Below are 23,928 nucleotides of genomic sequence, written 5' to 3' on the forward strand. Positions count from 1 at the left end.
GCGACGACTGGGGACTCACATGGCAAGCAATGCTGCTGTCCGGACCGCAAGATCCGTCTGCCCGCACGATTGCCCCTCAAGCTGCGCACTCGATGTGGATCTGCTCGAAGATGGCAGCATCGGTCGCGTCCGCGGTGCAAAGGACGATCCATATACCGATGGCGTGATCTGCGAGAAGGTCGCGCGTTACGCCGAGCGCGTGCACCACAAGGATCGTCTGCTCTACCCCTTGCGCCGTATTGGCGCCAAGGGGTCCGGGCAATGGCAGAGAATCGGGTGGGACGAAGCGCTCGACGAGATCGCTTCCCGTTTCAGGCAGGCCGAGGAAGAGGCGGGACCCGAAGCTGTCTGGCCCTACTACTATGCCGGCACGATGGGGCATGTTCATCGTGACGGGCTCAACCGCTTGCGGCATGCCCGCGGCTATTCCGATCAGTATGACACTATCTGCACGGGGCTCGCCTGGCCTGGCTATGTAGCCGGTACGGGTCTTCTTGGTGGCGTGGACCCGGTCGAAATGGCCGACAGCGACGTTGTCGTAATCTGGGGCACCAACGCTGTGGCAACTCAGGTGAACGTCATGACCCACGCCATGCGCGCCCGTCGCCGCAATGGGGCGAAGATCGTCGCAGTCGATGTCTACGAAAACGCCACCATGCAGCAGGCCGATATGCAGATGCTGCTGCGCCCGGGTACGGATGCGGCGTTGGCACTTGCGGCCATGCACGTCATGCTGCGCGAGGGGCTTGCCGATCGCGACTACATGGCGCGGTTCACCGATTTCTCGCCCGAATTCGAGGCGCATGTCATGACACGCAGCCCTGAGTGGGCGGCGCCGATCACCGGACTTTCAGTAGAGGCGATCGAGGCCTTTGCGCGTCTCGTCGCATCCCCCAGGACTTACTTCCGGCTCGGTTATGGCTTCACCCGCCAGCGCAATGGCTCTTTCGCCATGCACGCTGCTCTGTGCCTACCGGCGATGTCGGGCGCGTGGCAGCATCGCGGCGGCGGGGCGTTGCATTCAAATTCCGGCACCTGGCAGCTCGACAAGTCCCGGCTCACTGGCCAGCATCTGGGAAAATCCGGGCGTTCGCTCGACATGTCGCAGATCGGCGCGGTTCTTGCCGGCGATGAAAAGGCGCTGAAGGGTGGCCCGCCGGTCAAGGCCATGATCGTCCAGAACACCAATCCGGCTTCGGTCGCGCCGGATCAGACCGCGACACGAAAAGGCCTCGCGCGCGACGATCTGTTCCTCGTCGTCCATGAGCAGTTCATGACCGAAACCGCCGAACTGGCGGATATCGTCCTGCCGGCGACGATGTTCCTTGAGCACAATGACTACTATACGCGCGGCGGCCATACACGCGTTCTGCTTGGCCCCAAGCTGGCGGAGGCGCCAGGAGAAGCGCGCTCCAACCATGAAGTCATCAACGCCATCGCGCTGCGCCTCGGGCTCGAGGACGAGGGATTCAGGGCCTCGGATCAGGCCATCGTCGCGGATACGCTGACACGCTCCGGCTATGGAGATTTTGATGAAATCGCTGCGCGCGGCTATGTCGAACGCGCCCGTCCGGAGCGCGATGCCCATTTCGCTGGCGGGTTCGGCTGGCCTGACGGCCGCTTCCGCTTCGCCCCGGATTGGCCTGGAGCGGCGGCAAAGATGGGGTTGATCTGGGCCTGCGATCCGGCCTCTTTGCCGCACTTTGCCGATCATTACGATATCATCGATCAGCTGACAGACGCACAGCCGTTCAAGCTCGTCACCAGCCCCGCTCGCGGTTTTCTCAATTCCACCTTCAACGAGACGCCGGGCAGCCTGCGCCGTGAGGGGGAGCCATCCGTGTTCATGCATCCCGATGACATGGTGGAGCTTGGCATAGAACAGGAAGACCATGTCGAAATCGGCAATGGCCGGGGGGTGGTCACGCTGCTCGTCCGTCCCATGCGTGGAATGCAGCGCAAGGTTCTGGTCGCGGAGGGGCTACAGCCAAACCGCGCCCATCGCGGCGGGCAGGGCATCAATGTCCTGACCAGCGCCGAACCGGCCCCACCTTTCGGCGGCGTGCCGTTCCACGACACGGCAGTGTGGGTGCGTCCGATCGCGAAGCGTCAGGCTGCCGAATAGGCGGCAATGAAGAAGTAGAAGGTCATGCCGGCGCCGTAGACGATCACGGCGCCCCGGATCAGCTTGGTCGGAATGTGGTGCGCCAGGCGCGCCGCGAGGTAGCCGCCGGCCACGACGCCGATCAGGGCGATCGAGCCGAAATACCAGTCGATCGCTCCACTGATTGCGAACCGAACCACCGCGACCAGCGCCACCAGCGATGAGATTGTCAGCTTCATCCCGTTCATCGCGTGGATGTCCGACATACCGGCGCTCGCCAGATAGGCGAGCAGCAGGATTCCGAGCCCGGCGTTGAAGAACCCGCCATAAACACAAACCAGGGCCAGCATCGCAAACAGCACCACGGCACCCGTCGTGCGTGACGCGCGGCTCGGTTTTATTGTGCGGGCCAGCCAGCGGTTGACGTTCGCCCCGAAGGCGAACAGCACCACTGCAAACAGCATCAGCCAAGGCACGACCATGGCGAATACGGCGTCCGGCACCACCAGCAGCAACTCCGCGCCGAGATAGCCGCCAATGAGGGCGATCGCCCCGAATACCAGCAGGCGATGGCGATGCTCGGCCATGGCTTTCCAATACCCGATGGCCCCGCTTACATAGCCGGGCAGGGCCGCATAGGTATTTGAGGCATTAGCCAGGACCGGCGGCACGCCGGCAAACAGTAGTGCAGGAAACACGATGAACGAGCCGCCACCGGCCAGCGAATTCAAGGCGCCGCCGGCGAAGCCCGCCAGCAGCAGAAGTATTTCGGTCATGATTCGCCTCCCGCCTGGAGACTAGCCTTAAGCGCCGGCAGCGCCAGCAACAATGCAGAGGAGCTCTGCAGACAGCACGGATCTTGCCGGCTTGACACTTCGTGGCCCCGCGCTCATATCTCGCCAAGGCTGCTGGTGCCTGCCGCTCGCCGGGATGTCCCGATGGTGAAACCAGCCGCGCCACGAGCGCGCACAGCATGATCCGTCCTGTTCATAGGCGTTCATGGCAATGCGGGCCCCATGAGTTCAAGCGCCTTGCGAACCATGAGAGGATGGTGTCATGGCCTATGCGCTCGACACACCAAGCATTCATTCCCTGAAATCCGAAGCACGCGCGATGCGTGAAGCCGCGTCCGGCAAGGGGCAGCAGATAAGCCACGCTGCCGCGCTCGAGAGTGTAGCGCGTTCCCACGGCTATCGTGACTGGAACACCGCGCGGGCTCGTCTGCCGGAGCGTGTCGGTGTCCCGTTCGACGTTGGCGGAAGGGTGCGCGGCACCTATCTCGGCCAGAAGTTCGAGGGCCTCGTGATCGGCGTGCAGATGCTGGCCGACATGCAGCACTATCAGGTGACCGTGAAGTTCGACCAGCCGGTGGACGTTGTGACCTCGAAGCTGTTCTCTGCCTTTCGGCATCGGGTGACAGCGACCGTCGACACTAGCGGCGTCTCGCCCGCCCGCACCAGCGACGGGCAACCGCATATGCGCGTCACGCGGGCATGATGATCGGGCCGGCGACAGTCAGAACTGTCGCCGGCTTGCCTTTCATCGGTAAATGCCGATAGGGTCCGGGACATTGCGAGACCAACAACTGGATCGATCATGACCTCCCAGACCCTTCCCATCGAGCTTTATTTCTTCCCGACGCCTAACGGGCACAAGATCTCGATCATGCTCGAGGAGCTCGGGCTGCCGTACAACGTCCACATCATTCACATCGGCAAGGGCGACCAGTTCCAGCCGGAATTCTTGAAGATCTCGCCCAACAACAAGATCCCCGCGATCGTCGATCCGGAAGGCCCGGGCGGCGAGCCGATCTCGGTCTTCGAGTCCGCCGCCATCCTCAAATATCTCGCCCAGAAGTTCGGCAAGTTCTATCCCACCGATACCCGCAAGCAGGTCGAGGTCGATGAGTGGCTGTCGTGGCAGATGGCCAGCTTCGGCCCTATGCTCGGCCAGAACCATCACTTCGCCATCTATGCGCCGGAAAAGATCGAGTACGCCATCAACCGCTATCGCGATGAGACGCATCGGCTCTATGGCGTTCTCAACAAGAAGCTCGAAGGGCGCGATTACATCACCGGCGAATTCAGCATCGCCGATATCGCCTGCATCGGCTGGGCCCGTGGTTGGGAACGTCAGGGCATGGACCTCAACGAATTCCCCAATGTCGGCGCCTGGATCGAGCGGATGAGCAACCGCCCCGGCACCAAGAAGGGCCTTGAGGTTGACCTCGAAAGCGGCAGCCGCATGGACCTCAGCCAGGACAAGGACGCGCAGTCGGTTTTGTTCAATCAGCGCGCGCGCTGATTGAGGGCAGGGGCAACACGATTATTGTTGCCCCTCTGCCTCTTCCACGCGCTCCCACGCCTCACCGCGGCAGATGACATTGAACATCACGCAGCCATTGAGCCGGAGCGCGTCGGGGCCGAGCACTTCTAGGTATCCCGAGTAGGTCTTGCCGTCCTCGGGATTATAAATCTCGCCATCGTAGATATGCGCCTCATCGGTCGGCGCGACAGTGAGGATCTGCAGCCCGAGGATTGGCCGGTTGCGCAGGCCGGGGTCCTCGTTGTTCATATCCGTCATCGCATCGAGCGGAATGTCCTGCGCCGCCTGTCCCTCGGGCGTTGCGAGAATGTGGTCCGGGATCACGATCTTGCTGATTTCGCCGCAATAGCCCTCCGGGCAGGCGGAAATGGTGATGTGTGCATCAAGCTGTGTGCGCCACGTGCCCTCGACCGGCGCTTGCGCTGCCGCCTCGGCGGCAAAGCTCCCCATGGTCAGGGCGGCGACTGTAGAAAAATGGCGGACAGGACTCAAACGCATGCGACAACTCCCGGTGCGTTGATGAAACCCAAATCGGCGACGCGTCCGACTTTGCAAAACTATCCGCAAATCATGACATCGCAAGCAAACTTGAGGAACTTCGAATAAACCGCGCACAAAGCGGCAGAAAAGCCACGACCACTTAGTCGATTTCGATCCACGCTGGCACGTGGTCACTCGCGCCTGGCTCGCCGCGCACCGATCGATCGATACCGCCGCGCCGCAACCGGCCCGCGACAGACTCGCTTAGCAGTAAATGGTCGAGCCTTAGCCCGGCATTGCGCGGCCAGCGGTCGCGCTTGTAGTCCCAGAACGTAAAGATCGTCTCGTCCGGAAACAGCGTCCGCAGCGCGTCGGTCCAGCCCTGCTGCAGCAAGCGCTGGTAGAGCGCGCGGCTTTCGGGCTGCACCAGCGCGTTGTCCTTGAAGGATTTGGTCTCGTAGATGTCGCGCGGTTCCGGCACGATGTTGTAGTCGCCCGCGAGAATGATCGGCAGGTCCTCCTGCCATAGCGCCTCGGCGTGCGCGAGCAGCCGCTCGGTCCAATCCAGCTTGTAGGAAAATTTCGGACCGGGGCAGGGGTTTCCGTTCGGCGCATAAAGGCACCCGATCAACACCCCCTCGACCGCCGCCTCTATGTAGCGCGCCTGCGTGTCGCTCGGGTCTCCCGGCAGGCTCTGGCGTGTCAGTACTGGCTTTGATCCGCGCGAGAGGATCGCAACTCCACTCCACTGTGGTTGCCCCGCCCACACCGCCTCGTAGCCGGCATCGCGCAGAGCTGTTGCCGGAAACTGCCGGTCTGTAGCCTTCAACTCTTGCAGGCACACCACGTCTGGCGCCGCATCTGCCAGCCACGCCATCAGATTGGACAGCCTGCGGTTGATGCCGTTGATGTTGAACGTTGCGATCTTCACGCGCCGAGACGGCGGCTCCAGTCCGCAACAGTCTCGCCGAGGCGGCGCATGTGATCGGCCGCGGTGAAGCCGGAAACCGACTTGCGCGGCTTCAGATCATGATCGCCATCCTCAAACCAAGAGATCTCGATCGAGGAGGACAGCGTGTACCCCACGACTTCCTCGTGCGAGCCGAAGATGTCGCGCGTGCCCTGACAGATCAGCGCCGGCGTCTGCATCTCTTCGAGATGTGCCGTCCGCAACTGCTCCGGCTTGCCCGGCGGATGGAACGGGTAGCCAAGGCATACCAGGCCCGCAATCCGCCCTGCCGACAGCGCTTCGTCGGCGATCATGCTGGCGACGCGCCCACCCATCGACTTGCCGCCAATCAGCAACGGGCCGTTCGTCGGGCCCAGGTTTTCGATTGCCAGCACATACTCAGATTGCAGCTTTTCGGCTTTTGGCGGTGGCTTGCGCTGCCCGTCGGTTCTGCGCGCCGCCATGTAGCCGAACTCGAACCGCGCCACACGAATATCGTGTCCGGCAATCGATTGCGCCGCCGCCGCCATCGATGCCGAGTCCATTCCGGCGCCCGCTCCATGCGCCAGCAGCAGGGTGATGCGCGCGGCCTCCGGCCCGTCGAAGAGAAAGTCGGTGCTCATCCGGTGCGGCTTCGGTTCTGTGCTGCAATGGCAATTCCGGCGCGTGCCTTGCGGGCCCAGTCCGAGCGCGGATCGAGCTCGAGATAGCGCCGCCATCCAGCAGCCGCCTCGTCCATCCGCCCCATCTCGTAGTTCAACGCTGCAATATTATAAACCGCATCTGCATAACCGGCATCTATCTCGACGGCGCGAAGAAGGTGATCATGCGCGGCTGAAAGCCGGCCGAGTTCGCGAAGCACATTGCCGCAGTTGAACCAGGCCTCGACCATCAGGGGATCACGCTTGATCGCGGTGATATAGGCGGTCACGGCGTCCTCATACTGTCCGAGTTCGCGCCGGCAATTGCCTTCATTGAATGGTGCCGTGGCATCTGCGGGGTCGGTTGCCGAACAATGCGCGTAAAGCGTTGCCGCCTCCGCAAACATGCCCTCCGCTTCCGCCGTTTCGGCATGGGCAAAATAGTCTTCGGCGGCATCGTCCTGCTGGGGCAGGGGCAGCAATCGTTGCCCATCGAGTTCTGCGAGTGAATGCGCATCCTGCGCCAGGATGCGCTCCCCATGCGTCTCCAGCGTCAACGCTGTTAAGGAGCCGACCGGACCGATGGAATGCACAGCGCGCGCGATGCTGTACCAGTCGGCGCCATTATGAATCAGCCCGGCATACTTGCGCGCCAGGATGGCGTCACGGAACGAGAACGGCTCTGCGTGATGCTCGAAAGCGTCGAACAGCGCCAACATGTCGAGCGTGCGCTCTGGAAGGCCGGATTGCTCAACAAGCGCGTCGCGCCCGATCGCACCAGGGGCCGAGACATCAAGCGCACCGAGCAGCCGCATCAATCCGCTTTCGCTGATCCGCGTTGCAACAGTGTCGTTCGCGGCATCAACTCGATGCTCTATCTCGTCAGCGGAATGGCGCAGCAATAGGCTGCGGCAAAACACTGCGATGGTCGTGCCGCGCGGCAAGCCGCGGTGAAGCCTGCCTCCGCGATCAGCCGCTCGCCTCGCAGCGGCCCGCAACGGAAAGGCCTTGAGCGCTCCGATCACGCCAATGCTGCTGCCCGCCAGCGCTGCGGTCATCTACGCCTTCTTTCTCGGCGCCGCCCGAGGTTTCTTTGTCTTGCTCGCGTCGAGCGCGGCCTTCAGCGATGTCTTCGCCTCGGACTCCGGCTTTTCTGCAGCAGGCTTTCTTGTAGAGGATTTGCCGCCTGCCGTCTTCGCCTTGCTGCGCGCTGCCGGCTTGGCGTCGCCGAGGCTGGCTTTAAGGGCGTCCATCAGGTTCACCACATTGCCGCGCTCCGGCGCGGCAGCCACGATCGGCTTGTGACCCTTCAGTTTTTCCTTGATCATCTCCATCAGCGCGACCTCATAGCGGTCTTCATACGCCTTCGGGTCAAAGCGCGTGCTCTTCTGCTCGATCAGCTTCTCAGCCAGTTCCAGCATTTCGGGCTCCGGTTTGCCGTCCGGAATGTCGCCGAAGTATTCTGCTGTCCCGCGCACCTCGCTCGGATTGCGCAGCGTGGTGATGAACATGCCATTGTCTTTGGCGCCGATCGTCACCACCCGCTCGCGGCTCGAAAGCACCAGCCGCGCAATCGCCACCTTGCCGCTCTGGCGCATCGCCTCGCGCAGCACGATGAAGGTTTCTTCTGCCATGGCGCCATCTGGCGCGAGGTAATAGGGCGCATCCTGATAGAGTGCGTCGATCTCCTCACCATCGACAAACGCTTCAATGTTCAGCGTGTGATTGGATTCGATCCGCACAGCCTCGAGGTCTTCCTCCTCGATGATCACGTATTGCTTGGGCTCATACTCATAGCCCTTCACCAGATCACTGCGCTCGACAAGCCCCAGCTCGGGATCGACGGGCTTCATGTTGATGCGGTTATGCGTGTCCTTGTGAAGTTGGTTGAATCGGATGCGATCAGTCGAACTGGTCGCCGGATACATCTTCACCGCACACGATACGAGACTCAGACGCAGGTGACCCTTCCAGCTGGCTCTTGCCGCCATGGCCGCCTCCTACTCACAAACGCTACACAAACGAAGTCGATCATGCCGGCAGGTCTCGTTCCGACTGGTTAATGTCGGCCCACGGGTCGCCTGCACTGGTTAATAAACTCGGAAGACTAGAGTAATTGAGGTCCTCGGGAGAGTCGATAGACTCCAGAACCTGCCAATCTACTGGTGTCGATGCCGGCAGGTGAGGACGTGCTCGTAGCGAATACGCAGCCACCGCCGTCGCGCTGCGGGCGTTGCGATGGTAGTCGATGAAAATGCGGCGCTTGCGGTTGCTGGCGCCCATCGTTGTCACGAACGTATCGGGCCCCGTCGCTGCCAGCGCTTCGGCCAGACGCGCGCTTGCGGCATGGGCCTGCTTCCAGCCTATCGTTGTCCTGATCGGCACGACGATGTGAACACCCTTTCCCCCGGATGTCTTGACGAATGGCACGAGCCCGATCGCTTGCAACTCGGCGCGCAGATGCACCGCAGCATCAACGATTTCGCGCCAGGCAATCCCTTCACCCGGATCGAGATCGAATATGATCCGGTCGGGCGTATCGATGTGCTCGAGCCGCGTGCCCCAGCTGTGAAACTCAATGGTGCCGAACTGCGCCAATGCCAAGTAGGCATTGGTGTCGGTCACAGCGATATAGGTCTGCTTTTCGTTGTCAGAGTTCGCCGTCTCGATACTGGTCAGACTGGTCGGCATGCCGGTGAACGGGTGGCGCTGGAAAAAGCAGTCTGCAGTCTTGCCCGTCGGGCATCGGAACAGCGAAACCGGTCGCCCCAGCAGGTGCGGCAGCATGAATTCCCCGACCGCTGCGTAGTAAACGGCGATATCGAGCTTGGTCGGCCCATTCCGCCCGAACAGCCGGCGTGTAGGATTGGTCACCCATATGCCGGCCAGGTCCGCATCGCTGATCAGGCGCTGGCGCGGAGCCGTGTCCGTCACCGGCATGCTGGCCTCCCGGAGCCCCTTGAAAACCGCGTGCCGCAGCAGGCCTTCAGAGGTTATGGCGGTGTACTGCACGCGTGCCGTCAGCGTCGGTCGCACGCCAATGGTGTCTTTCGGTGACCCCTCGATGCGGTCCTCGATCTCGAGTGCTTCAAGCCGGTCCAGCAGATCCTTCATCGTGGAGCTATCGAACCCGGTACCGACTTTCCCGCGATAAATCAGTTCATCCTCATGCCATTCGGCCACCACCAGGGCGCCGATGCCGCCTGCAGCAGCGGAGACGGTGTAGCCCGCAATCACGAAGTCGCCGGTCTGTGGCGCCTTGATTTTCAGCCACGAGGCGCTTCGTCGGGCGGAATATTTGCTGTCTGCCCGCTTCGACACGATACCCTCGAGCCCGAGCGCCGCTGCCCGGTCAAAGAGCTCCTCGCCGTCGCCCTCGACATGATCGCTGTACTGCAGCGGCGAAGTGCTGCTGTTCTTCGTCGCCAGAAGGCGCGAGAGCAGGTCTTTGCGCTTTATCAGCGGCACTGCGCGCAAATCCCACCCGTCGAGGTGAAGAAGGTCGAAGCCGTAGAACACCAGATTTCGCGGGCGGGGCGTCGAGAGCGCCTCCTGCAACAGGCCAAACCGGCTGATCCCCTTACTGTCGAGCACAACGATCTCGCCATCGATCAGTGCGTCGCGGCAATTGAGAGCGGCGAACGCGTCCGGCAGATCGCCATAACGCCGTGTCCAGTCGAGCCCGCCCCGGGTAATCAGTTTGACCGTGTCACTCTCGATCCGGGCCAGCGTCCGATATCCGTCGAGCTTGATTTCGTGCAGCCATGGGGTGGTGGCGCTCGATTGCGGTGGCTCTGCTGCAGCGACCGCCAGTTGCGGCGAGAGCTTGTCGGGTAGCGGCGCCTTCACCGCACCAGCCAGTTTGCCGGGCTGCAGCCTGCGTGGTTTGCGCACTGTCTGTGCTGGCTGCGCCAACAGGTCTTCTATCCGCTTGCCGGATTTGACGCTTTCCGGACGCTCGCTGAGAATATCGCTGCCGGGCCGCATTGCCTGGTCGTGTTCCTTGAACAGCAGCCAGTTATCCTGCCGCTCGTCCTTGGCGCGCTTTTTCAGTCGCGTCAGCATCCAGCCGCCGGACAGCTTGTCTCCCGCCAGCCTGAACTTGAAGGCGCCTTTGTCGATATCCGTCTGCGCGTCACCCATCGGCGCCCACGTGCCGGTATCCCACACGATCATCGGCCCGCCGCCATATTCACCTTCGGGAATAACCCCTTCGAAGTCGATATAGTCTATCGGGTGGTCTTCCGTAGCCACCGCCAGCCGCTTGTCCGCAGGGTCGAGCGATGGCCCTTTGGGGACGGCCCAGCTCTTGAGAACACCGTCCAGCTCAAGCCGCAGATCGTAATGGTCGGCCGTCGCATGGTGCTTGTGAACGACATACCGCGATCCTCCCGACGCGCGCGTGCCGAATGGCTCGCTCGTCCGCGAGAAATCTCTCTTGCCGCGATAGTCCTTCAGCCGCTCCGCTGCCATGACACAACAATAGGCTGAAGGTCATGAAAGCTTGATTGAATTTTCTCGTGATGCGCGGTCGCCGGCTCTAGTTGCGATAAACGGCGCGGGCGGTCGCCGGATCTACAGTATAAAGATGCGCGTGCCGTGCGCTTTCCTCAGGCAAGGTCTTTACCGCCTCGAGGATCTGCGCCACGTCAGCATCGGACATAGTCCAGCTCAGATTGATCCGGGTCCAGCCGGGCTTGTCGATCTCCCTGCCATCGAGGATCGCAGTCAGCATCTGCTCGGATTGCGGCTGATCGATATCGAGCAGACGGTGCCCGTATGGCCCGGCGCAGGAGCAGCCGCCACGCGCCTGGATGCCATATAGATCGCTCAACAGACGCGTCACCAGCTGCGGATGCACCGTCTCGCCCTCGGGCGTCGTTACCGTAAAGGAGAAGATTGGCAATCTGTCGGCGTCCGGGTGCCCGAGAAGCCCCAGCCCCTTGGTGTTCTGCCACGCATCGAACGCCATCTTTGTCAGCTCGGCGTTACGCTCGGCAATCCGTTCGGCGCCCGCATGCGCCTTGACCGCGAAGGCGAGGGCAGCACGAATGTCACCGATGACGTTCGGCGTGCCGCTTTCCTCGCGCGCCACGGGGTCTTCATTATAAAGCTCCCCCCAGGGCGACACGAACCGCACGGTGCCGCCGCCCGGCGTCGTCGGCGTATCGCGGACAATGCAGTCGCGCCGGATTGCCAGCAGCCCGGAAGCACCGGGTCCGCCGACGAACTTGTGCGGAGACACGACGATCGCGTCCTTGGCATCGTCGCCTGCGCCCATATCGATCGGCACATAGGGGCCGGCGCAGGCATAGTCCCACACCGCAAGCGCACCGTGCGCCTTCAACAGGCGTGTGACCGCGACCGTGTCTGTGAGGATTCCGGTAGTATTGGATGCCGCAGAAAATGCGCCGATCACGCGTCTACCGTGAAGCGTTGCCAAGGTTTGTTCGAGGCAATCAAGGTCAGGGCCGCCTTCGGCAGCCTCGGGCACCTCAACGACATGTGCACCCGACTCGCGCCAGGGAAGGATATTGGAGTGGTGCTCGTAGGGGCCGATTAGCACCGTCGTGTCGGCGCCTGCATCGAGCAGCGCGACGATCTTGTTGAGGCCCGCCGTTGCGCCGCTGCCGGCAAAGATAACGGCGTGTTCTGGACCCGCTCCGATCTCATCGGCGATCAATGCCCGGGCCTGCCGGCGCAAATTGCTCATCACCGCGCCGCAATGCGAGCCTTCGGTATGGGTATTGGAATACCAGGGCAGGACACTTTCCGTAACGAACTGCTCGACCTGCTGCAGAGCCCGGCCTGATGCCACGAAATCAGCATAGATCATCGTGTGCGGCCCGAACGGCCCTGGCACAGTTATGCCCTTGCCGATCAATCCGTTCGCAATACTGGAAAAAACATCGCCCTCAAGATCGAAATCCAGAGCATCCCGCAGCTTCGCCATGACACCAGCTCCAAAAAATATGTACTGATCTAGATATCTTTGGCGCAAAGGTATTGCGCATTAATGGCAGCGATGTAAAATCAAAAACCAATAACAAAGAAAAAAATGGAAATCAGGAGAGGTTGAAACGGGCAGGCCGTGGGGTGTCGACTATCGGAACAGACGTTCCAATCACCCGGCACCACAGGAGAAAATTGCTTCACCGCCGGGGCTTCCCCGGGATGACGCCCCGGTGTAGGTGACGGGCACTCTAAAGATGGGCCGTTCGGGCTCAGGGCTGGTAGGCCCGGTGAACTGCAAATTGATCGGCGCGTTCTGCGTCGCTGGAAAAAACCCACTACCCAATCTGCAAGAGGAGAGGAGAAACCAATGCGTTTCCATAAGACTTTCGGGCTGGCACTGCTTGCCACCGCCGCCGTAATCACACCGACACTGGCGCAGGAGGACTTCCCCTCCGGTGACGTAACGGTGATTGTGCCATTCGCGCCAGGCGGTGCCGTCGACACCACGAACCGCATCATCGTCGAGCACGCCAACCGTCTCGGCCTTCTCGGCGACTATCAGTTCGAAGTCGAGAACATCGCCAACTCCATCGTCGGCCAGGCCACGCCGGCCCGCGCCGAGCCGGATGGCCACACCATTCTCGCGATGACCAGCTCGGTCGTGACCAATCCCAAGCTGCGCGACACGCCCTATGAGCTGTCGGATTACACCCCGGTCGCCCTTTACGGCCTCGATCCGGAAGTGATCGCCGTGCCGGCCGATTCCGACATCGAAACCGTCGAGGATTTCATTGCCGCAGCAACCGATGGCACCGTTTCGGTCGTGACCTCGGGCGTCGGCACCTCGCACCACATGAGCGCCATCGCGCTGCAGAATCGTGCTGACCTCGACCTCAACGTCATCAACGTCGATGCGTTTGGCGAGCAGGTTCAGCAGGTTGCCGGTGGGCACGTGCAGGCCGCGCTGTGGCCGTGGGGCGAAGCCTCACAGCAGGTCGAAGCCGGCACGGTGCGTCTGCTTGCTGTCGCATCGCGTGAGCGTCTCGACGAGTTCCCGGATATCCCGACCTGGGAAGAAGCCGGTCTCAACGTTGAAGAGTTCGCGACCTTCCGCGGCTGGGGCGTTGCGGCTGCAACTCCCGAGGATGTTGTCGCCGACCTCGCTGGCGTTCTCGAAACCCTCAGCGAGGACGAAGATTTCGTCAGCGCCATGAACGACGCAGGCTACGTTGTCGATTTCGCCGGTAGCGAGCAGTTCATGCAGACCATCGAGAACTATGACGAGCTGACGACCGAGATCATCGATACGGCCGGGCTCCGTCAGGAGTAACATTGGCGTCCGGGGCCGCTTGCCGGCCCCGGACTCTGTTCCTCGGGGGCTGGCGCCATGTTCATGAGAGATGCTGTCTTCGCGATCTGCGCAATCCTTGCGGGAGCCGCAGGATTGTGGACGACCTTCGATTATCTGCCGAAGGCACGGCATTTCCCGTTCGCCATGTGCCTCATCATCCTCGTCTCAGGCATCATCCTGCTCATTCAGGCGTTTCGGAACCGGCCGCAGCCACAGCCGGCCACAGGCGTGGCTGAAGGTGCTGGCGGTACTGGGCCAAGCACCCCGCTGCCAAATCCCAATCTTTCGCAAGCCGGTTTCTGGCGCGGTTCGCTGCCGTTCGGCGCGGTGCTCATCGTCTGGGCGCTGGCTGTCAGCTACGGCGCGGGCTACCTGGTGCCTGGCTTCATCGCCGGCGCGGTGCTGATGGTGATCGCCGGAGCCCGTGGTCCCTTGAAGATCGTTCTCGGCTCCGCCGCCGTGGTGCTGTTCTGCTTCGTGATGTTCTACATCGTCTTCCACACCCGCATCCCGGAGATGCCGGCGGTCCGCCAGCTGGTCGCTCCACTGCGCAATCTGTTCTAGCCCAGCCGACGGGAAGCCAAAATGGACGCCATTCTTCAAGGGTTCTACGTGCTGAGCGACCCGTTCGTTTTGGGGTTTCTCACCACAGGTGTGGTCCTTGGCCTTCTGATCGGCGCCATTCCGGGCCTCAATGACAACATCACTTTCGCGGTCTTCATTCCGTTCGTTTTCGGCATGGAGGCTTCACACGCCCTGGCGCTGATGGTCGGTGTCTATTGCTCCACATCGGTGGGCGGGGCCATCCCGGCCATCATGCTGAAAGTGCCGGGCACCGCCTCGTCGCTGCTGACCTCGATCGATGGCAACGCCATGACGCGGCAAGGCAAAGCCCCGCAGGCGCTCAGCGTTGCCATAACCTCGTCGGTTGTCGGCGGGCTGACCAGCAGCGTCGTCCTCATCTTCTTCGCCCCCTTGCTTGCCGCGTTCGCGCTGCGCTTCGGCCCCGCAGAAAACGTGGCGCTCGGCATTCTTGGCCTCGCCAGCGTCGTCGGTATGATGAGCGGCAGCATTTTCAAGGGCCTGATCGCCGCCGCTTTTGGTCTGCTGATTTCGAGCGTGGGCTACCATTACGGGCAGGACCGGCTGACCTTCGACAATTTCTATTTCTATGATGGCGTGCCGCTGGTGCCGCTGCTCGTTGGCCTGTTCGGCATTACCGCCGTGCTTGAACTTGTTGAGGAAGATGTCGCCGAGCGTCTTCGCGGCAACGAGCCCGGTCAGCGCCAAAAGGACGTGCGGGCGGTCATCCTCGATTCAAAGATGGTCAAGCGCCTGTGGCCGACATGGCTTCGCAGCTCTGCCATCGGCAACATTATCGGCGTCATCCCTGGCGCCGGCGCGCTGATGGCGATTTATATCTCCTACGATCAGGCGCGCCGTCACCACGAAACCAAGTACCAGAACGACCCGGACGAGCCGAAGTTTGGGGAGGGCGCCGTCGAGGGCGTTGCCGCACCGGAAGCCGCCAACAATGCGGTCGTCGCCAGTTCGATGGTGCCGTTGCTGTCACTTGGCATTCCTGGCAACTCCGTTTCGGCGCTGTTCATCGCGGCAATGCAGATCAAGGGCCTCGCCGCGGGCCCGCTATTGTTCCAGCGCAATATCGATATCGTCTGGATGATCATCCTGGCGTTCTTCGCTGCCAATCTGATGATGGGGCCGATCGCCTATATCACCGTGCGCTGGCTCATCTCGCTGATCTACGCTCTGCCGCGCAGCGTCCTCGCTACCGCCGTTGCGCTACTTTGCCTTACCGGCGCATACGCGGTCGAAAGCACCATGTTCGGTGTTTGGGTGGCGCTGGTCTTCGGCATTGTCGGCTATGGCTTCCGCAAAGCTGGCGTGCCGATTGCGCCAGTCATCCTCGCTGTCATTCTCGGCGAGCGCATCGAGTCCTCGCTCTACAACGCCTTGCAGCTGTCCGGCGGCAATTGGTTCACCTTCATAGACCCTCTCGGTCACCCGATCAGCCTGCTGCTGCTGGTGGTTTCTGCCGGCTTCCTCGCAAGCCCGCTGATCAAGCGCTGGCGCACCAGCCGCGCGCGCTGACTCTGAACACAAGAAAAAGGATCATTCGGTCTCATGGCTCATATCATTGACCACCGCTTCTATAAGAACAGCTGGGGTACGCCCGAGATGCGGGAGGTTTTTGATGAGCGCCAGCGGTTCCAGCGTTGGCTCGATATATGGGCCGGTCTTGCAACTGTTCAGGCTGAACTCGGCATCGTCCCCCAGGAAGCAGCCGATGAGATCGTCGCCAAGGCGAAGGTCGAAAACCTCGACGAAGACTTCATTTTCGAAGACCTCGGCCGCGCCGGCCACACACTGGTGCCGGTCCTGCGCGCCTTCGAGAAAGCCTGCGGCAACGGCGCCGGTGAGTGGATCCACTATGGCGCGACCACGCAGGATATTCAGGATACTGCGCTGTCGATGGAGATGCGTGACGCATGGGCTATCCTGCTTCGCAATCTGCTGACCCTCGAAAAGATCTGCCTCGATAAGGCCAAGGCCTATCGCGACACCACGATGGTTGGCCGCACGCACAATCAGCACGGCCTGCCGATGACCTTGGGCATGAAGATCGCCTCATGGGCCGCAGAAATCCGCCGCGATATCGAACGGCTGAAGGCAATGCCAGAGCGCAGTTTCCTTTTGATGATGCACGGCGGCGTCGGCACCATGGCGGCGCTCGGCCCGCAGGCAAACGAAATCGTCAAGCGCCTCGGCGAACGCTTTGAGCTGACCGTGCCGCCGGTCAGCTGGGCCAGCGCTCGCGATGGCGTTGCAGAGTTCGTGTCGACCCTCGGCATCGTTGCCGGCACCATGGGCCGCATCGCAAACGAAGTGTACCAGCTCTCGCGTACCGAAATCGGCGAGATGCATGAGCCGATGGCCGATACAGTGGTCGGCTCGACCACCATGCCGCATAAGCGCAACGCCGTGCGCTCGGAATTCTCCGGCACCATGGTGCGCGTTGTCATGAACAACGTGGCGCTGGCCCTGCAATCGATGATCGTGACCCATGAGCGCGATGCCAGCGTCTGGCGGCTCGATTGGCACACCATCCCCGAGAGCTCCGTCATGCTTGATCGGGTGATCGGCCACATGAACACCGTCATCGGCGGCCTCGCTGTCAATGAGGCGCGTATTGCTGAAAACCTTGAAATGACACAGGGCGCCATCATGTCTGAAGCGCTGATGTTCCGGCTTAGCGACGCGCTCGGCAAGCAAAGTGCCCACCATGTGCTGCATGGCGTGCTCATGCGCGCTGCGGAAACCGGCACGCCGTATCGCCAGGCCCTTCAGGACGCACCCGAACTTGCCGGCAAGTTTGATGATAGCGAGATCGCAGCGCTGCTGGATTACGCCAGCTATGTCGGAACCGCCGGCGATCAGGTCGATGCGACCATTGCCGAGTCCGAGCGTCTCTCTGCGAGCGACCCGGCACTTTGAAGCGACAGGACGAACGAAAGAGCTGAAACGATGACACATCCGTCAATGGCCTATTTCGAAGCGATGCAGGACGAAATGGTCGCCTGGCGCCAGGAACTGCACCGTCACCCAGAACTCGCTTATGAAGAGAACTGGACCAGCGATTTCGTCGCTGAGAAGCTCGAAAGCTTCGGCTATACACCGCATCGCGGTCTCGGCAAGACTGGTGTCGTCGCGACGCTGTCGCGCGGCGAGGGGCCGGTGATCGGGCTACGGGCCGATATGGACGCGCTGCCGATCAATGAGCGCACCAATCTGCCTTATGCCTCCCAGCAGGAAGGCAAGATGCACGCCTGCGGGCATGACGGTCACATGACCATGCTGCTTGCGGCGGCGAAATACCTTGCTGAGAACGGCGGGTTTGCCGGCACCATCCATTTCATCTTCCAGCCGGCCGAAGAGGGCTTCGCCGGCGCCGAGGCAATGATGAAAGACGGCCTGTTCGACAAGTTCCCGGTCGATGAAGTCTACAGCCTTCACAACTGGCCGGGCCTTGAAGAAGGCACGTTTGCCGCGCGCACCGGTCCGCAAATGGCCGCGTTCGATGTCTTCGAGATCAAGCTTTCGGGGCAGGGTGCACACGCTGCTATGCCGCATCTCGGTCAGGATATCCTCACTGCCGCCTCGACCATCCAGACCCAGATGCAAGCGATCGCTGCGCGCATGATCGATCCGCTGGAAACTGCGGTGGTGTCGATCACCGAGTTTCATGGCGGCGACGCTTGGAACGTCCTGCCGGCGGAGGCGCGTCTTGCCGGTTGTACCCGCCATATGACGGCGGCGGTTCAGGACACGATCGAAGCGCGCATGAGCGATATCTGCGCCGGTGTCGCGCGTGGCTTTGGCATTGAGGTCGAACTCGACTACCAGCGCCGCTACCCGGCAACCGTCAACACCGAACGCGAGACGGGCCTCGCGCTTGAAGCCGCCCGCCGCGTCGTGGGCGATGAGGTCAGCGATACCATCAATCCGTCGATGGCGTCCGAAGACTTCGCCTTCATGCTCAAGGAGCGCCCCGGCTGCTACATCTGGCTCGGCGCCGGCTCGACCGAAGGCGGCTGCACGCTGCACAGCCCGACCTATCGCTTCAATGACTCGATTCTCGCCAAGGGCGCTGCCTGGTGGGTATCCATTGCGACAGGCGCCATAGAGGCCCGCAGCATGGACAAGGCCGCCTGAGCCATGCCGCAGTCTGAGCCGCTACTGCAGCCACTTGCGCGCTGGAGCGTCTCTGAAGATCTGACCGACATCGCCACCGAGCTTTCGGGTGAGGTGGCGATGGCGGCACTCGACTGGTTTGGTGCACTTGCTGCCGGTGATGATGAACCGGCGTCGGACAACTACCGATCCTATCATCGCCTCGCCGATAGCGGCGGGCGTTCGCTCGCAGAGCATGCGTTCACACTTGGCGCACTCTCGCACCTCGCAGAAGTCGATGATGGTCACCGCGATTCGATGATCCATGCCGGTATCGTCACCTTCGCACCGCTTCTTGCGATAGCGCGCCAGCGCTCATTGACCCTAGATACGGTGCGACGGGCAGTTGTTGCCGGCTACGAAGCGGCAGTGCGCGTCGGCACCGCTTTCGGCCCCGAGCATTATCGGCACTTCCACATTACTGCTACCGCCGGCAGTTTCGGCGCCGCTGCTGCGTCGGCGGTTGCACTTGGTCTCGACGCACGCGGGTGCGTTGCAGCATTCGGCCACGCCGGAAGCCAGGCCATGGGGCTTTGGCAATTCATGGACGATGGCGCCGAGGCTGCAAAGGCCGCGAACCCGGGCTTCGCTGCACGCAACGGTATCGCTGGCGCATTGCTGGCACTGGCCGGTGTGCCCGCCGCCACCCGCATCATCGAAGGGCCGCGCGGTCTGGCCTTCGCCCTCAAATCCGAGTTCGATCCCGCTCCGCTGGCCGCCCCGTTCTCAGCCGATGGAACAGCCCTTGCCGGACGCACCGTCAAGGCATGGCCGGTTTGCGGGCAGATGCATCATGTCCTCGATGCCGTGCGCGACCGCCACGCCATTGCGCCCATCGACGTTTCGGCCATTCGCTCGATCACGGTTGAAAGCTTCGAAGCACTCAAGCGCATCGCTGATCTGCGTCACCCCGCGACACCGGCTCAGGCTCGGTTTTCGACGTCATGGTGCCTTGCGCATCAACTGCTCTACGGCGGTCCTGACTTCGGTACGCTGCGCGATCCAAAAGTTCTCGATGATCCTGCAATCGCGGCACTCGCCGAACGCATCGGACTGACGGTCAGTGACGACTTCACCAAGCCCTATCCGCGCACACGCAGTTGCCGGATCCGCATCGATATGGCCGACGGCTCGCGCAGCGAATGGGTGCACACCGGACGCCGTGGCGACCCCGAGCGCCCGTTCACCCCTGACGAGATGCAGGCGCGATTTGCCGATCTTGCGGCGAACAAGCCCGCCCCCTGGCGAGAGACGGCACTCGCCGTTTGCCACCTGATCTCGAACGGTCCCGCCGACACGATCCTGCCTAGCGAATATCTGGAGCGCCTTCTTGATGTCTGACCGATCCACCATGCCCGAAGCTTCCACGATTGATCGCTGGGGGCTCAATGCCATGCCGGCCTTCGTCGAGGTGGACAATGGCAATACGGTGTTCCGTGCAGCGGGCGGATTCAACTACCGCAATTCAAGCGTCACGGTCTTCGACGCCACGAAAGAAGACGCCTCATTGCTGGTTAACGAGGTGTTAGCATTCTCGAGCCAGCACGCTATTGAGCCGGTGCTGCGAGTGCTTGGTTCACCGAGCACTTTCGAAGCCGATCTTGAAGCTCTTGGATGGCGTCCGTTTCGCCGCTGCCTGGTCATGACACGGCCCGGCACACCCACCGGAAACGCTGATGACGTGGCGGATTTGCCGCTCGAAGACTGGCTCGACCTGCAGGTGCGCCACAAGCAGATTTCGGGCAAGGACGAAGAGCTGTTTCGGCAGATTTTCGGCAATCTGTCCTCCGCCGCCCGTCCCATCGTTTTCGCACGTGACAATCGCCCCGCGTCAGCCTTGCTGCACCAGGAAGATGGCTGGCTCGGGCTTATGAACATGCTGGTCGATCCCGAAAAACGCGGCATGGGCCTCGGCAAGAGCTTTCTCAACGCCATCCTCTCGCTGCCATCCAAAGGCTTCTGGCTGCAGGTCTTCATCGAAAATACCCCAGCCATAAAACTCTACGAATCCAACGGCTTCACCACCGCCTATCCCTACTGCTACTGGCGTCAGGCGCGCTGATCCAATGGCCAAGGTCATTCTCCTCAATGGCGTCGGCAGCGCCGGCAAGTCGTCCGTCGCCAAGGCCCTGCAAACGATTGCCGCCGGCCCTGTCCTGCATATCCAGATGGATACATTTCTGGAGATGCTACCGGACCGTTATGCCAATCATCCAGACACTTTTGCCTACGAGCAAATCGAGCGCGACGGACTTTCCGAAGTCGTCATTTCTAGCGGGCCGCGTGGGGCACAGATACTTCGCGGCATGCGTCGGTCCGTGAAAGCGATGGCGGCAGAAGGGTTTGATGTTGTTGTAGATGATGTTCTGTTCGGTCGCGATGATCCTGCATTTGCCGACTATGAAATGCTGCTGGTGGGGCACGATCTTCACTGGGTCGGCGTTCTCGCAGACCTCGAGACTTTGGAAATGCGCGAACGGCTGCGTGGTGACCGGCTTATTGGCCTTGCCCGGTGGCAGTTCGAGCGCGTTCATCATGGTATGAACTATGATCTGGAGCTACGGTCTGATGAGGCTTCGCCCCTCGAGTTGGCTGAACAGATCCGATACCGCTTCAGCCTCTAGAGGCCGCGTTGATTAACCCGCTTTGATACCGCTTCCGCTGTTTCGACGCGCTCTGAGTAACGGTCGACAAGGTACGGCGATCGTTCGCGCACCAGCCAGGTGAACTTTACCAGCTCCTCCATCACATCAACGATGCGGTTGTAGTACGGCGAGGGCTTCATGCGTCCGGCCTCGTCGAACTCATTGAACGCCTTGGGGACTGACGACTGGTTGGGGATCGTAACCATGCGCATCCAGCGTCCGAGAATACGCATCTGGTTGACGGCATTGAAGCTTTGCGAGCCGCCAGATACTTCCATCACCGCAAGCGTCTTGCCCTGTGTCGGGCGAACGCCGCCGAGCGACAGCGGCAGCCAGTCGATTTGCGCCTTCATGATGCTTGTCATCGCGCCGTGCCGCTCGGGCGAAACCCAGACCATGCCTTCGGACCATGTTGCAAGATCCCGCAACTCGCGCACTTTCGGATGATCTGCCGGCGCGCCATCCGGTAGCGGCAGATCGCGCGGTGAGAACATGCGGGTTTCGGCACCGAAAAACCGCAGCAAACGCCCGGCTTCTTCAGCCGCGAGCCGCGAATAGGAGCGCTCCCTCAGAGAGCCGTAGAGCAGCAGAATGCGCGGCGGATGACCGGGATCAGCGTCTCCGGCGAGGGCCCCGTAGTCGATCGGCGCTATCTGAGCGCGGTCGAGGTTCGGCAAATCCTCAGCGTCAAAAGAAGAACTCACGTGCTCGGCCCTTCCGGCGCTTCAATAACTTCTCCATCCTCTTTAACAAATTGCCCAATGTTCGGGTTCTCTAGAATTTCGAGAACAACTTCTGACGGACGGCAGAGGCGCACACCCAGCGGCGTCGTTACGAACGGGCGATTGATCAGGATAGGATGCTCCATCATCGCATCGAGCAACTGCTCCGCACTCAAGGCCGGGTCATCAAGGCCGAGATCGTCATACGGAGTGCCTTTGCGTCGCAAAGCCTCACGGGCGCTTAGTCCCGCATCGGCGATCAACTGCTTTAGCCGGTCGCGGCTCGGCGGATGCTTCACATACTCGATGATTTCCGGCTCAACGCCACTCTGCCGGATCATCGCCAGCGTGTTGCGAGAGGTGCCGCAATCGGGGTTGTGATAGATGGTAACACTCATGATTGGCTTTCCGGATTTATGGGGATGTCACCTGTGTCCGGCTTCCGCAATAGCCAGGACATCAGCGCCAACGCCAGCAGCGCGCCGGCGATTTGCGCGGTGATGAAGCCTGGCACATCAATCGGGCGAATGCCGGAGAATGTATCTGTCAGGGCGCGAGAGATGGCGACAGCGGGATTGGCGAAGGAGGTTGAGGCCGTGAACCAGTAGGCTGCGGTGATGTACAATCCAACAAGCCAGGGCACAGCAGTCCGCTCGAACCGGATACCCGCAAGAATGACCGCAACGAGCCCGAAGGCTGCGACCACCTCCGAAAACCATTGCGCGCCGCCGCTCCGCACATGCGTCGAAGCCTGAATGAGGGGCAGGGCGAACATCAAATGCGCCGCAAGCGTCCCGAGGATGCCGCCGCCGACCTGACACAGGACATAGGCAGCGCCGTCCCTAGCTGAGAGCTCCTTGCGAAGCGCAAAGACCAGCGTCACAGCCGGATTGAAATGCCCGCCCGAGATCGGACCTAGTATTGAGATCAGAACCGCAAGGATCGCTCCGGTGGCAATGGTGTTGGCAAGCAGCGCGAGAGCGACGTCCCCCGTTAACTGCTCCGCCATGATGCCGGAGCCGACCACGCCGGCAACAAGCATGCCGGTGCCGAGGGCCTCGGCGCATAAGCGGCGTCGAAGGTCTGGTTCCGCCATCAGGCCGCCGAGCCCGGACGGCTCGTGGACCCATCCATATTGCCAATGCTCTTCAGCTTCGAATTCAGTGACAGCCTGTCGAGGCTGGAGATCGGTAGATTGATGAAGCTCTCGATCCTGTTGCGCATGAAGCGCAATGCGTCTTCAAATGCGGCCTTCTGGCGGAAGTCCGGCCCTGAAACGGCGGCTGGATCCTCGATGCCCCAATGTGCGGTCATCGGGTGGCCAGGCCATATCGGGCATTCTTCGCCCGCCGCATTGTCGCAGACGGTGAACACAAAATCCAATTTCGGCGCATCATCGGCTGCAAACTCGTCCCACGGCTTGGAGCGCAGCCCTTCAACCGCAATACCCGCCTCTGCCAACACTTCAAGTGCAAGCGGATGCACACGTCCCTTCGGATGACTGCCGGCGGAGTATGCCTGAAAACGCCCCTCGCCGAGGTGATTGAGCAGCGCCTCCCCAAGAATGGACCGCGCCGAGTTTCCAGTGCACAGGAATAGAACGCTATAGGTCTGATGCGTCATGAGATGGCCTCCTTTTCAGCCACACAACACGGGGAGAGATCAGCAATGACAGAGCTGCAAAGCTCCGAGCGGCCGCCACAGCAATCCTTCAGCAGAAACAGTGACAGCGCGCGTATTGCATCGAGCTTTGCGTGGTAGATGATCGAGCGGCTGTGCCGCTCACCGCGGATCAAGCCGGCGCGGCTCAGGATCGCGAGGTGCGTGGACATCGTGTTCTGTGGCACGTCCATAAGCCGTGCCAATTCTCCCGCAGCCACGCCATCCGGTTCACGAACGACTAGCATGCGGAACACGTCGAGCCTTGTTGGCTGCGACAGCGCTGAGAAGACTTCGAGGGCGCGATCTGTTTCCATATATCCAGAATAATGGATATATCATCGC

At 61.6% G+C, this 23,928-nt stretch carries 24 protein-coding genes; 11 read left to right on the forward strand and 13 right to left on the reverse strand.

The window, feature by feature from the left end; all coding sequences use genetic code 11:
- Nucleotides 1-19: 19 nt before the first annotated feature.
- Nucleotides 20-2,125, forward strand: coding sequence for a molybdopterin-containing oxidoreductase family protein (locus tag IE127_RS17160; RefSeq protein ID WP_189427011.1), 2,106 nt, complete (start codon nucleotides 20-22; stop codon nucleotides 2,123-2,125).
- Here IE127_RS17160 and IE127_RS17165 read toward each other — a convergent pair.
- Complete coding sequence (locus IE127_RS17165; RefSeq protein WP_189427012.1) at nucleotides 2,110-2,880, reverse strand: sulfite exporter TauE/SafE family protein; 771 nt, start codon at nucleotides 2,878-2,880, stop codon at nucleotides 2,110-2,112. The two genes, IE127_RS17160 and IE127_RS17165, sit on opposite strands and share 16 nt — an antisense overlap.
- Before the next feature lie 280 nt (nucleotides 2,881-3,160).
- Between IE127_RS17165 and IE127_RS17170 the strand changes: the two genes are divergently transcribed.
- Together IE127_RS17170 and IE127_RS17175 are read left to right on the forward strand one after the other, a co-directional pair.
- A complete protein-coding gene (locus IE127_RS17170; RefSeq protein WP_189427013.1) occupies nucleotides 3,161-3,601 on the forward strand; it encodes a glyoxalase superfamily protein in 441 nt (146 codons plus the stop codon).
- A gap of 96 nt (nucleotides 3,602-3,697) precedes the next feature.
- Nucleotides 3,698-4,408 (forward strand): glutathione S-transferase N-terminal domain-containing protein, encoded by a 711-nt coding sequence (locus IE127_RS17175; protein ID WP_189427250.1) that lies wholly within the window; start codon nucleotides 3,698-3,700, stop codon nucleotides 4,406-4,408.
- Between the two features lie 21 nt (nucleotides 4,409-4,429).
- On the opposite strand, the gene IE127_RS17180 is transcribed toward IE127_RS17175, so the two are convergent.
- The 7 genes from IE127_RS17180 to IE127_RS17210 all read right to left on the reverse strand — a co-directional run bounded on the left by IE127_RS17180 (nucleotide 4,430) and on the right by IE127_RS17210 (nucleotide 12,452).
- Nucleotides 4,430-4,927, reverse strand: coding sequence for a DUF2147 domain-containing protein (locus IE127_RS17180; RefSeq protein WP_189427014.1), 498 nt, complete (start codon nucleotides 4,925-4,927; stop codon nucleotides 4,430-4,432).
- 142 nt (nucleotides 4,928-5,069) lie between these two features.
- Complete coding sequence (locus tag IE127_RS17185) at nucleotides 5,070-5,840, reverse strand: exodeoxyribonuclease III (RefSeq protein WP_189427015.1); 771 nt, start codon at nucleotides 5,838-5,840, stop codon at nucleotides 5,070-5,072.
- Complete coding sequence (locus IE127_RS17190; RefSeq protein ID WP_189427016.1) at nucleotides 5,837-6,481, reverse strand: alpha/beta hydrolase family protein; 645 nt, start codon at nucleotides 6,479-6,481, stop codon at nucleotides 5,837-5,839. The genes IE127_RS17185 and IE127_RS17190 overlap by 4 nt, the downstream gene beginning before the upstream one ends.
- Nucleotides 6,478-7,557, reverse strand: coding sequence for a tetratricopeptide repeat protein (locus IE127_RS17195; RefSeq protein WP_189427017.1), 1,080 nt, complete (start codon nucleotides 7,555-7,557; stop codon nucleotides 6,478-6,480). The genes IE127_RS17190 and IE127_RS17195 overlap by 4 nt, the downstream gene beginning before the upstream one ends.
- Nucleotides 7,558-8,490, reverse strand: coding sequence for a non-homologous end joining protein Ku (ku, locus tag IE127_RS17200; RefSeq protein WP_189427018.1), 933 nt, complete (start codon nucleotides 8,488-8,490; stop codon nucleotides 7,558-7,560).
- A 40-nt stretch (nucleotides 8,491-8,530) separates the two neighbouring features.
- The gene (gene ligD, locus IE127_RS17205; protein ID WP_189427019.1) at nucleotides 8,531-10,972 is read right to left on the reverse strand and encodes a DNA ligase D; all 2,442 of its coding nucleotides are present in this window, start codon (nucleotides 10,970-10,972) and stop codon (nucleotides 8,531-8,533) included.
- Between the two features lie 67 nt (nucleotides 10,973-11,039).
- Nucleotides 11,040-12,452 (reverse strand): aminotransferase class V-fold PLP-dependent enzyme, encoded by a 1,413-nt coding sequence (locus tag IE127_RS17210; RefSeq protein WP_189427020.1) that lies wholly within the window; start codon nucleotides 12,450-12,452, stop codon nucleotides 11,040-11,042.
- Between the two features lie 369 nt (nucleotides 12,453-12,821).
- On the opposite strand from IE127_RS17210, the gene IE127_RS17215 reads away from it, so the two are divergent.
- From IE127_RS17215 to IE127_RS17250, 8 genes are read left to right on the forward strand one after another with little or no spacing between them, the layout of a single operon-like run.
- The gene (locus IE127_RS17215; RefSeq protein ID WP_189427021.1) at nucleotides 12,822-13,784 is read left to right on the forward strand and encodes a Bug family tripartite tricarboxylate transporter substrate binding protein; all 963 of its coding nucleotides are present in this window, start codon (nucleotides 12,822-12,824) and stop codon (nucleotides 13,782-13,784) included.
- A 57-nt stretch (nucleotides 13,785-13,841) separates the two neighbouring features.
- Complete coding sequence (locus IE127_RS17220) at nucleotides 13,842-14,369, forward strand: tripartite tricarboxylate transporter TctB family protein (RefSeq protein WP_189427022.1); 528 nt, start codon at nucleotides 13,842-13,844, stop codon at nucleotides 14,367-14,369.
- A gap of 21 nt (nucleotides 14,370-14,390) precedes the next feature.
- On the forward strand, nucleotides 14,391-15,917 hold the full coding sequence (locus tag IE127_RS17225) for a tripartite tricarboxylate transporter permease (RefSeq protein WP_189427023.1): 1,527 nt from the start codon (nucleotides 14,391-14,393) through the stop codon (nucleotides 15,915-15,917).
- Nucleotides 15,918-15,950: 33 nt separating this feature from the next.
- Nucleotides 15,951-17,321 (forward strand): class-II fumarase/aspartase family protein, encoded by a 1,371-nt coding sequence (locus IE127_RS17230; protein ID WP_189427024.1) that lies wholly within the window; start codon nucleotides 15,951-15,953, stop codon nucleotides 17,319-17,321.
- A 30-nt stretch (nucleotides 17,322-17,351) separates the two neighbouring features.
- On the forward strand, nucleotides 17,352-18,539 hold the full coding sequence (locus IE127_RS17235; RefSeq protein ID WP_189427025.1) for a M20 aminoacylase family protein: 1,188 nt from the start codon (nucleotides 17,352-17,354) through the stop codon (nucleotides 18,537-18,539).
- Nucleotides 18,540-18,542: 3 nt separating this feature from the next.
- Nucleotides 18,543-19,898 carry an MmgE/PrpD family protein gene (locus IE127_RS17240; protein ID WP_189427026.1) on the forward strand — a complete coding sequence of 452 codons (1,356 nt, stop codon included), beginning with the start codon at nucleotides 18,543-18,545 and terminating at the stop codon, nucleotides 19,896-19,898.
- Nucleotides 19,891-20,619: a GNAT family N-acetyltransferase gene (locus tag IE127_RS17245; protein ID WP_189427027.1), complete on the forward strand. Its 729-nt coding sequence runs from the start codon at nucleotides 19,891-19,893 to the stop codon at nucleotides 20,617-20,619. Before IE127_RS17240 ends, IE127_RS17245 begins: the two co-directional genes overlap by 8 nt.
- Before the next feature lie 4 nt (nucleotides 20,620-20,623).
- On the forward strand, nucleotides 20,624-21,181 hold the full coding sequence (locus IE127_RS17250; RefSeq protein ID WP_189427028.1) for a chloramphenicol phosphotransferase CPT family protein: 558 nt from the start codon (nucleotides 20,624-20,626) through the stop codon (nucleotides 21,179-21,181).
- Here IE127_RS17250 and arsH read toward each other — a convergent pair.
- From arsH to IE127_RS17275, 5 genes are read right to left on the reverse strand one after another with little or no spacing between them, the layout of a single operon-like run.
- Nucleotides 21,178-21,906 (reverse strand): arsenical resistance protein ArsH, encoded by a 729-nt coding sequence (gene arsH / locus IE127_RS17255; protein WP_280516663.1) that lies wholly within the window; start codon nucleotides 21,904-21,906, stop codon nucleotides 21,178-21,180. The two genes, IE127_RS17250 and arsH, sit on opposite strands and share 4 nt — an antisense overlap.
- Nucleotides 21,903-22,322, reverse strand: coding sequence for an arsenate reductase (glutaredoxin) (arsC, locus tag IE127_RS17260; RefSeq protein WP_189427029.1), 420 nt, complete (start codon nucleotides 22,320-22,322; stop codon nucleotides 21,903-21,905). Before arsC ends, arsH begins: the two co-directional genes overlap by 4 nt.
- Complete coding sequence (locus IE127_RS17265; RefSeq protein WP_189427030.1) at nucleotides 22,319-23,020, reverse strand: aquaporin; 702 nt, start codon at nucleotides 23,018-23,020, stop codon at nucleotides 22,319-22,321. The genes arsC and IE127_RS17265 overlap by 4 nt, the downstream gene beginning before the upstream one ends.
- The gene (locus tag IE127_RS17270) at nucleotides 23,020-23,547 is read right to left on the reverse strand and encodes an arsenate reductase ArsC (RefSeq protein WP_189427031.1); all 528 of its coding nucleotides are present in this window, start codon (nucleotides 23,545-23,547) and stop codon (nucleotides 23,020-23,022) included. The genes IE127_RS17265 and IE127_RS17270 overlap by 1 nt, the downstream gene beginning before the upstream one ends.
- On the reverse strand, nucleotides 23,544-23,900 hold the full coding sequence (locus IE127_RS17275; RefSeq protein ID WP_189427032.1) for an ArsR/SmtB family transcription factor: 357 nt from the start codon (nucleotides 23,898-23,900) through the stop codon (nucleotides 23,544-23,546). Before IE127_RS17275 ends, IE127_RS17270 begins: the two co-directional genes overlap by 4 nt.
- Nucleotides 23,901-23,928: the final 28 nt, after the last annotated feature.

Source organism: Devosia pacifica, from assembly GCF_014652635.1.
Lineage (GTDB): Bacteria > Pseudomonadota > Alphaproteobacteria > Rhizobiales > Devosiaceae > Devosia > Devosia pacifica.